Annotated in this window: 2 protein-coding genes; both read left to right on the plus strand. The window is 71.1% G+C overall.

Annotated features, from left to right (window positions below; translation table 11 throughout):
- Positions 1-287 precede the first annotated feature (287 nt).
- Complete coding sequence (dapD, locus tag AOK24_RS40770) at positions 288-1,277, plus strand: 2,3,4,5-tetrahydropyridine-2,6-dicarboxylate N-succinyltransferase (RefSeq protein ID WP_055724952.1); 990 nt, start codon at positions 288-290, stop codon at positions 1,275-1,277.
- A gap of 215 nt (positions 1,278-1,492) precedes the next feature.
- A complete protein-coding gene (locus AOK24_RS40775; RefSeq protein WP_055724953.1) occupies positions 1,493-1,999 on the plus strand; it encodes a HEAT repeat domain-containing protein in 507 nt (168 codons plus the stop codon).
- The last annotated feature ends 5 nt before the right edge of the window (positions 2,000-2,004 follow it).

The raw sequence follows: 2,004 nt of genomic DNA on the forward strand, positions 1-2,004 counted from the left end.
GTCTGGGTCTGGTCCGGGGGCAGGGGGACGTGGGCGGAGTGCTTGCCTGTGCGCTTCTCGGTGTGCCGGGGGTTGCTGGGCGCCAGCTTGGGTGCCGGAGGGTTGTCAGGGGTGTCGGCCCGGGTGCCGCAGGGCTGTCAGGGGTGCCGGCCCAGATGCCGGAGGGTTGTCAGGGGCGCCGGCCCGGGGTGCCTCGTACTGTCTCCGTCGGTGGGCTGGTCGTTCGTACCCTGAGACACCCGGCGGCTGGTTCGCTTCTGGGGGCATTCGCCGGTTAGGTTTCCCTCATGAGTGACACGACTGCACCTGGTACCGGCGGCGCGGTGGCCGCGGGCCTCGCGACCATCGCCGCTGACGGGACCGTACTCGACACGTGGTTCCCCGCCCCCTCGCTCGACGCCGGGCCCGGGCCCTCGGGGAGTGAGCGGCTGTCGGCCGAGCAGGCGGTCGAGCTGCTCGGGGAGGGCGCGGCGAAGGCGATCGGCGCCGACGCGCGCCGGGGTGTCGAGGTCGTCGCGGTCCGTACGGTCATCTCCTCGCTGGCCGAGAAGCCGGTCGACGCGCACGACGTGTATCTGCGGCTGCACCTGCTCTCCCACCGGCTCGTGAAGCCGCACGGGCTGAGCCTCGACGGGATGTTCGGGTTCCTCGCGAACGTGGCGTGGACCTCGCTGGGGCCGGTCGCCGTGGACGACGTCGAGAAGGTCCGGCTGAACGCGCGCGCCGAGGGGCTGCACCTCCAGGTGACGTCCATCGACAAGTTCCCCCGCATGACCGACTACGTCGCCCCCAAGGGCGTCCGCATCGCCGACGCCGACCGGGTCCGCCTCGGTGCGCACCTCGCCGAGGGCACGACCGTGATGCACGAGGGCTTCGTCAACTTCAACGCGGGGACGCTCGGTACGTCCATGGTCGAGGGCCGTATCTCCGCCGGGGTCGTCGTCGGGGACGGGTCCGACATCGGGGGCGGCGCGTCCACGATGGGCACGCTGTCCGGGGGCGGCAACGTCCGCATTACCATCGGCGAGCGCTGCCTCATCGGGGCCGAGGCCGGAGTCGGTATCGCCCTGGGCGACGAATGCGTCGTCGAGGCGGGCCTCTACGTCACCGCCGGCACCCGCATTACCATGCCGGACGGCCAGATCGTCAAGGCCCGCGAGCTGTCGGGCGCGTCGAACATCCTCTTCCGCCGCAACTCCGTGACCGGGACGGTCGAGGCTCGGCCGAACAACGCGGTGTGGGGCGGGTTGAACGAGATCCTGCACAGCCACAACTGACCGACGCCGCACGCCGGTTCGGTTCGGTTCGCTGAGCGCCCTTTCCCGTACCGGGGGAGGGCGCTCACGTGTTGGTGCGGGGCGGGTCGCGCGCCCACTCCTCCGGCACCCTGAAGTCGTCCTCCGCTATGTACTCCGTGTCCGCCGGGGACTGTTCGTCGCCGGCCCAGCGGAAATGCTTTGCCTGGGGGCGGGCGTGAGCGGATGCTGAGAGAATGCTCGGATTTGTCAGGACCGATGACGAGGCTTTGGTTGCGTGTCTGGGGGATCCCCAGCGCGTTGGTGCGGCGTACCGGGAGTTGCTGCGGCGTGGGGACGGGGCGCTTGCGGCGATTCGGTCGGGGTTGAAGAGCGGGGACGCGGGGGTTCGGGAGGGGTGCTGCCGACTGCTCGATCATCTGGTGGACGTGGAGTCGATGGGGGAGTTGATCGCGATGGCGGACGATCCCGATGCCAAGGTCAGGGTCGCGGCGTTCCATGCGCTGGCGTGCGACCGGTGCAAGGGGGACACCTGTGCGCCGGGCGCGGACCGGGTTCTTGAACCGGGGCTGCGGCACCTCGCCTCGGACCCGGACGCTCACGTCCGGGCGATGGCGGCTGAACTCGTCGCCAAGTTCGCCCGGTCCGAGGCGCGTGCGGCGGCGGCTCTGGCGGAGTCCCATGCGGATGACCCGAGCCCTGCGGTACGCAAGAAGGCGGGGTGGCTGGCGCGGCGGGGGTGAGGGAC

Source organism: Streptomyces niveiscabiei, assembly GCF_001419795.1.
Lineage (GTDB): Bacteria > Actinomycetota > Actinomycetes > Streptomycetales > Streptomycetaceae > Streptomyces > Streptomyces niveiscabiei.